5 protein-coding genes are annotated in these 6,216 nt (G+C 37.6%); 3 read left to right on the forward strand and 2 right to left on the reverse strand.

The window, feature by feature from the left end; all coding sequences use genetic code 11:
- Nucleotides 1–3 precede the first annotated feature (3 nt).
- Complete coding sequence (locus BUA76_RS15740; protein WP_072885748.1) at nt 4–2,241, forward strand: xanthine dehydrogenase family protein molybdopterin-binding subunit; 2,238 nt, start codon at nt 4–6, stop codon at nt 2,239–2,241.
- A 136-nt stretch (nt 2,242–2,377) separates the two neighbouring features.
- On the opposite strand, the gene BUA76_RS19460 is transcribed toward BUA76_RS15740, so the two are convergent.
- Nucleotides 2,378–2,509, reverse strand: coding sequence for a hypothetical protein (locus BUA76_RS19460; protein ID WP_262484279.1), 132 nt, complete (start codon nt 2,507–2,509; stop codon nt 2,378–2,380).
- Nucleotides 2,510–2,588: 79 nt separating this feature from the next.
- Nucleotides 2,589–3,911 carry an alpha-amylase family glycosyl hydrolase gene (locus BUA76_RS15745; RefSeq protein WP_228408497.1) on the reverse strand — a complete coding sequence of 441 codons (1,323 nt, stop codon included), beginning with the start codon at nt 3,909–3,911 and terminating at the stop codon, nt 2,589–2,591.
- A gap of 202 nt (nt 3,912–4,113) precedes the next feature.
- Between BUA76_RS15745 and BUA76_RS15750 the strand changes: the two genes are divergently transcribed.
- Both BUA76_RS15750 and BUA76_RS15755 read left to right on the forward strand, forming a co-directional pair.
- Nucleotides 4,114–4,905 (forward strand): glycosyltransferase family 32 protein, encoded by a 792-nt coding sequence (locus BUA76_RS15750; protein WP_072885750.1) that lies wholly within the window; start codon nt 4,114–4,116, stop codon nt 4,903–4,905.
- Nucleotides 4,906–5,203: 298 nt separating this feature from the next.
- Nucleotides 5,204–6,216 (forward strand): CHASE3 domain-containing protein (locus BUA76_RS15755; protein ID WP_178337348.1); only part of this gene is annotated, 1,013 nt, incomplete at its 3' end.

The following is a 6,216-nucleotide window of genomic DNA, read 5'->3' on the forward strand; positions in this document are numbered from 1 at the left end:
TTTATGAAAAATACACCATCTGTCGGACAGCCTATCAATCGTCTGGAAGGTCATTTGAAGGTAACAGGTAAAGCTAAATATGCAGCGGAATACGATGCTCGTGATCTGTTATACGGCTATATCGTCAACAGCACAATCACAAAAGGTAAAATCAAGACCATCGACACATCAGAAATAAAAAAAATGGAAGGTGTGGTTGAGGTTTTTACCCATAATAATAAACCTTCAACTGCCTGGTTTGATTTCAAATATGCTGACATGGATGCACCTCCGGGAACTGTTTTTAAGCCATTAAAAGATAATATCATCAGGTATAACGGACAACCAATCGCTTTGGTGATAGCAGAAACTTTTGAAATGGCTCGTTATGCAGCAGCAAAAATAAAAGTGGTTTACGAAGAAGAGACTTTTGAAACAAATCTGAAAACAAATGTTGATAAGGCCAGGGATCCTAAAAAGGGTTTGGCTTCATTGCTAAAACCGCCTCCGCCGAAACCTACCGGTGATTTTGAGAAAGAATATGATAATTCATTGGTAAAAACAGACAGCTATTTCAGTCATGGAACCGAGCATCACAATCCTATGGAAATGTATGCCTCAACTGTTATTTACGAAGGTAAAGATAAACTTACCATTTATGACAAAACACAGGGAACCATCAATTCCCAAATGTATGTTGCCAATGTTTTCGGACTTAAAATGAAGAATGTTCAGGTCATTTCACCATTTGTAGGCGGTGGTTTTGGTTCGGGGCTTCGTCCGCAGCAGCAGCTTTTTATGGCGGTAATGGCATCATTGGCGTTAAAACGGAATGTTCGTGTAACTTTGGATCGTTCACAGATGTATATGATAGGACACAGGCCTCCAACGTTGCAGCATACAAAATTCGGTGCTGATAAAAAGGGTAAAGTAAACGCCATTTATCACAAAGCAATCGGCGAAACATCACGGTTTGAAGATTATGTGGAAATTGTGGTGAACTGGGCTAATATGCTTTACCCAGCAGAAAATACATTGCTGGAACATGAAATTGTTCCATTGGATGTCTACAGTCCGCTCGATATGAGAGCGCCCGGCGGCAGTACCGGAATGCATGCTATTGAAGTAACTATGGATGAAATTGCTTATCAATTAAATATAGATCCTCTGGAATTAAGGCTTATCAATTATTCCGAAATCGATAAAAGCAGTGATAAGGAATATTCCAGCAAGGAACTCAGAAAATGTTACCTGGAAGGTGCCGAAAAATTCGGATGGAAGGAAAGAAACCCTGAACCGAGGAGCATGAAAAGGGGAAATAAGCTTGTAGGCTACGGAATGGCTACCGGAATTTGGGATGCCAACCGGATTTTCGGACGCGCGGAAGCAATTATGACTTCTGATGGGAAAGTTGAAATAAAAAGTGCCGTGACCGACATTGGAACCGGAACGAAGACGATCATGACCCAGATTGCAGCGGATGAATTGGGAATTCCTATTGAAGATATTACATTTTCTTACGCCGATAGTAAAATGCCTTTCGCTCCTATCCAAGGCGGGTCTTTTACCACAGCTACGGTAGGACCTGCGGTACAGAATGCCTGCCAGGCTTTAAATAAAAAACTTTTCAAAAAAGCTAAAGATCTGGATGGATCTGGGCTAAAAAATGTAAACTTTAAAGACGTTACATTCAAAAACGGTATTATCTCGGTAAAAAATCAGCCTGAACTAGAGGTGAGCATTAAAGATATTTTCACAGCAAATAATGGAGAAGCTATCCGGACAACCAATGCTGCGATGCCTAATCCACTAACTTATGGAAAAAAAGCAAGAGCTGTCCACAGTGCAGTTTTTGTAGAGGTAGAAGTAGATGAAGAACTTGGAGTTATTGAAGTGAAAAGAGCCGTTACAGCGGTTGCAGCCGGTAAAATTATCAATCCTAAAACCGCGGAAAGCCAGGTTTTAGGAGGAATGATTTGGGGAATCAGCAAGGCGCTCCATGAAGAAACCATACTCGATCATCAATTTGGAAGATATATGAATGCCAATCTTGGGGAATATCATATTCCTGTGCATGCAGATATTCACGACCTGGAAGTAATCTTTGTAGAAGAAAATGATTCTTTTTTAAATGATCTTGGAGTGAAAGGCGTTGGGGAAATCGGTGGAGTAGGAATGCCTCCTGCCATTACAAATGCCATCTTTCATGCTACAGGAAAAAGAATATATGACCTTCCTATTCATTTTGACAGGTTGATGTAATGAAACATCAAAACTTACTGTTACACAGTAAAAAACTTGTTGTAAGTGGATAAAGATTTTAAATAAATTTCAGTACAATAAAAAATCCCGGCTTAAGTCGGGATAATTTTTTTAGAATTTCATGTAAAGAATACCTTTAGTCACCTTTTTTGTGGTGATGAGGTTTAAGTTCTTTTTTATTCTTGGGAGTTTCCTTGTTATCTCTCTGGCGCTGATCTAACTTATCCGTTGATTCTGCAACTTTTTTCGGTCCTGGTTTAATTCCCATAACAAATAATTTAAAGGTTAGTGTAATAATATAAACCCTTCATAATTAATGCCAAATGCAATTTGTATTAAAAATTACTTCAGTTTGATGGAGTATGGTGCAACACAACATAATCCCATGGTGCCATATCAATAATCAGCGTGTCATCCACAATTTGTTCTTTTCCTGAAAAAAGATTTTCATAGGAACCTCTGTCAAAAGAAGTATCAAACTGTGCGAGTACATGATCTTTGCTCAGATTAATAAAGGCAAGAACCTTATGGCCGTTTTTTTCTCTGACAAACGAAATGATCTGGTCCATCTTATCATTCATAATTCTTACGATTTCCCCTCCAAAACGGCCATTCCATAATGCCTGATTGCGGTGCTTCAGATTAAAAATCGTAGCATAAAGTTTTGCATTGTCATGCGTTTGCCAGCTGATGGGATCTTTTTCAAAAAACTCCAGTGAACGGTCGAGTCCGGCTTCCTGCCCGTTATAAACCAAAGGAATACCATCCATAAGGAAAGTAAAAACGGTTGCAGCCTGTAAAGCATCTCCAAAATTTCCTGAAGGCGTTCCTTCCCAGGAATTTTTATCGTGATTATCAATAAAGTTCATTCTTAAAGCTTCTTTCGGAAATACGGATACATGCTCTGCAAGATAGGCTTCAGTTAACGTTTTAACACTGTAATGATTAACAGCAATCTGATGCAGGATATTCCATAAAGTCCAGTTATAAGTGGCATCAAATGCTTTCCGGTGCAAATCCCGGTCTTCACCTTCAGCCAGCATAAAAACAGGCTTTAAGGTGTCTAGTTCTGATCTTACATTTTCCCAGAAATCAATAGGTACGAAACTGGCAATGTCACAACGGTAACCGTCAATATCAAATTCGGTAATCCAGTATTTCAAAGCCTCAGTCATATACCTGCGTAGTTCAGGATGACTGTAATCCAATTCAATGATATCATCATAGTCACGCCACCGTGTAGACTGGAAAGTATTTTTTCTTGATTTTGTGTACCATTCAGGACGCTCATCAACCAGGGGATTGTCCCAGCTTGTATGATTGGCTACCCAATCCAGAATCACAAACATTCCTTCATCATGAATTGCCTTTACCAGACTTTTGAAATCTTCTTCCGTTCCGAATTCAGGATTAACCTCAAAATAATTTTTAACAGAATAGTAGCTTCCTAAACTTCCTTTTCGGTGAAGCTCCCCAATGGGATGTATCGGCATCAGCCAGATGATATCAATCCCCATTTTTTTGAGTCTTGGTAGTTGTTCTTCAATGGCTTTAAAATTACCTTCTTTAGAAAACTGTCTTATATTGAGTTCATAGAGTGTTGCGTTTTTCACCCATTCCGGCGTGGAAATTTCAACATAGGATCTGGGTTGGTAGCGGCGATCTGACATATGTACCATAAGAATATTATTAATAATCAATCAATGCTGTATCGAATATCATACCTATCAGGCATAGAATCAATAGATTTAATAAAAAAATAAATAGGGTATCTGCAGAAAACTCACGTAAATGAATATTTTTATTGCTTTTGCTTTCGATAAAGGTTTAATGTTTGTATGGTTAAATCAAACCAATTCAAAATATTAAGTTATGATACCACAGAAAATACACTACTGCTGGTTTGGAGGACATCCTAAAGACGAGCTGGCTGAACACTGTATCGCTACCTGGAAAAAAATTCACCCGGATTATGAAATTATTGAGTGGAATGAAAGTAATGCACCTCTGGATGATAATAATTATGTAAAGGAAGCGTTTGCTCAACAAAAATGGGCTTTCGTTTCTGATTATGTAAGATCTAAAGTGATGTACGAACATGGTGGGATATATATGGATACCGACATGGAACTGAAGCTGCCTCTGGATGAATTCCTGAATGAAAAAGCAGTATGTGGGTTTGAGGTCAAAGGGGTGCCGTATTCTGCTTTCTGGATGGCAGAACCAAATCATCAGTTATCTAAAGATTTCGTAGACTATTACAATGATCAGGAAGGTTTTGAAGAACGTATCAATACCGATATTTTCTCGGAAATGCTTGAAAAAAAGTATGGTGCGGATCGCTACAGTGATACCATTCAGAAGCTAAAACATGATGTGACCTTATATCCATCGATTTATTTTTCACAGGATTTGCCTAAAAATTATGTAAGCCATCATTTTAATGGTTCCTGGTTTGGTGGGGATTCAGAAAACACCCATAAAAAAATGGTTAATGTATACGGACTTTTGGAACGGCTTACCACTTATCCCGGAGCATCCAAAGCCGTAAAAAGTATTCTGGATGAACACAAAATAATTAATGCTGATGATATCCTTGAGCTGATTCCTATAGAGCATATAACCGCTTATATTAAAAAAAATGCTGTCAATAATGAAGAGTAGGGCAATTTTTAATTAGTCTGGAAATCAGATATCGATCTTCCATCACCTAACTATAAAATCCGGAGAATTTCTCCGGATTTTTAGGTATCTGTTAATCAAATTGTGAATTAGTTATTATGAATAAGAATAGGCTTTTTCTATAATTGTTATGAACAACTATTGATTTTGATTTTCAAAAATGTAATTCACTGATTTTTCAATATATGCTTATTTTTTGAGTGTATATTATGATAAATTGTTAAATTAAATTAGTTATATAAGAATTTATTTTTTTTACTTTACTGTAAAGAAATTTTCAATGCCGAAAAAAATCATAAGAAATCTCCGGATTGGAGTAATGCTTTCTTTATTACTGCTGATTGCAGGTTCTGTTGCATCTTTTATCAGCATACAGAAGCAAATGGAAAACAGAGAAAGTCTATTAAAAAGTAAAGAGTCAATAAGTTTAGTTAAAGATGTTTTAAATTCTCTTTTAGATTCGGAAACAGGTATCCGGGGGTATCAGCTTACAGGGCAGAAAAGTTTTCTTGAACCTGTAGATCAAGGCATGAAAGAATATGCAGTGCTTATTTCTACCATAAATAATTTAAATATTAAAGATCAGCACCAGCTCAGACTTCTTAAAGAGCTTATGCATACTTCAGACATAATGATGAAAGGAAATGCCTCGTTCATTGAAAAACGCAGGAGCGGAATAATCATGACCCCGAAAGAACTCGTCCAGAATAAGATGGCTATGGACAAATGCCGTACGCTGGTGGGGGAATTTGTAAAATATGAGGAAATGCATCTTTCCGTAAAGGATAACGATCTGAACAGCTCTTCCCAATCCACTGTTTTATTTATTATTTTTTCTGCCATTGCGGCCATTGCGGTAACAATATTCTTTTATATACAGCTAAAAGCTGACCTTATCCGAAGGGATAAATTAGAAAATGATCTGTCTTATACGAAAGAAATTCTTGAGCAGACAAGCTCGGTTGCCCAGGTAGGAGGCTGGGAAGTCAACATGAAAACAGGAAATGTTTTCTGGTCCCAGAGTACAAAAGAAATTCATAAAGTCGGAAATGATTTTCAGCCCGATTTTGAAAATGCGGTCAGTTTCTTCAAAGATGACAGCCTTGAAAGAATGAAGTTCCTCTTTAAAAGAGCCATGACTGAAGGAGTTCCATTTGATGAAGAATTACAGCTTGTCCGTAATGACGGTGTTACAATCTGGGTAAGGGTAAAAGGACTTCCTGAATTTGAAGGTGAAGTCTGCAACAGGGTTTTCGGGATTATTCAGGATATCGATGCGTTCAAGAAAATGTT

The organism is Chryseobacterium takakiae (assembly GCF_900129385.1).
Classification (GTDB): domain Bacteria; phylum Bacteroidota; class Bacteroidia; order Flavobacteriales; family Weeksellaceae; genus Chryseobacterium; species Chryseobacterium takakiae.

Excerpts from the sequence above, each read along its gene's own strand:
- BUA76_RS15740 (WP_072885748.1), top strand. The coding sequence starts at position 4 with ATGAAAAATACACCATCTGTCGGACAGCCTATCAATCGTCTGGAAGGT.
- BUA76_RS19460 (WP_262484279.1), bottom strand. The coding sequence starts at position 2,509 with ATGGGAATTAAACCAGGACCGAAAAAAGTTGCAGAATCAACGGATAAG.
- BUA76_RS15745 (WP_228408497.1), bottom strand. The coding sequence starts at position 3,911 with ATGTCAGATCGCCGCTACCAACCCAGATCCTATGTTGAAATTTCCACG.
- BUA76_RS15750 (WP_072885750.1), top strand. The coding sequence starts at position 4,114 with ATGATACCACAGAAAATACACTACTGCTGGTTTGGAGGACATCCTAAA.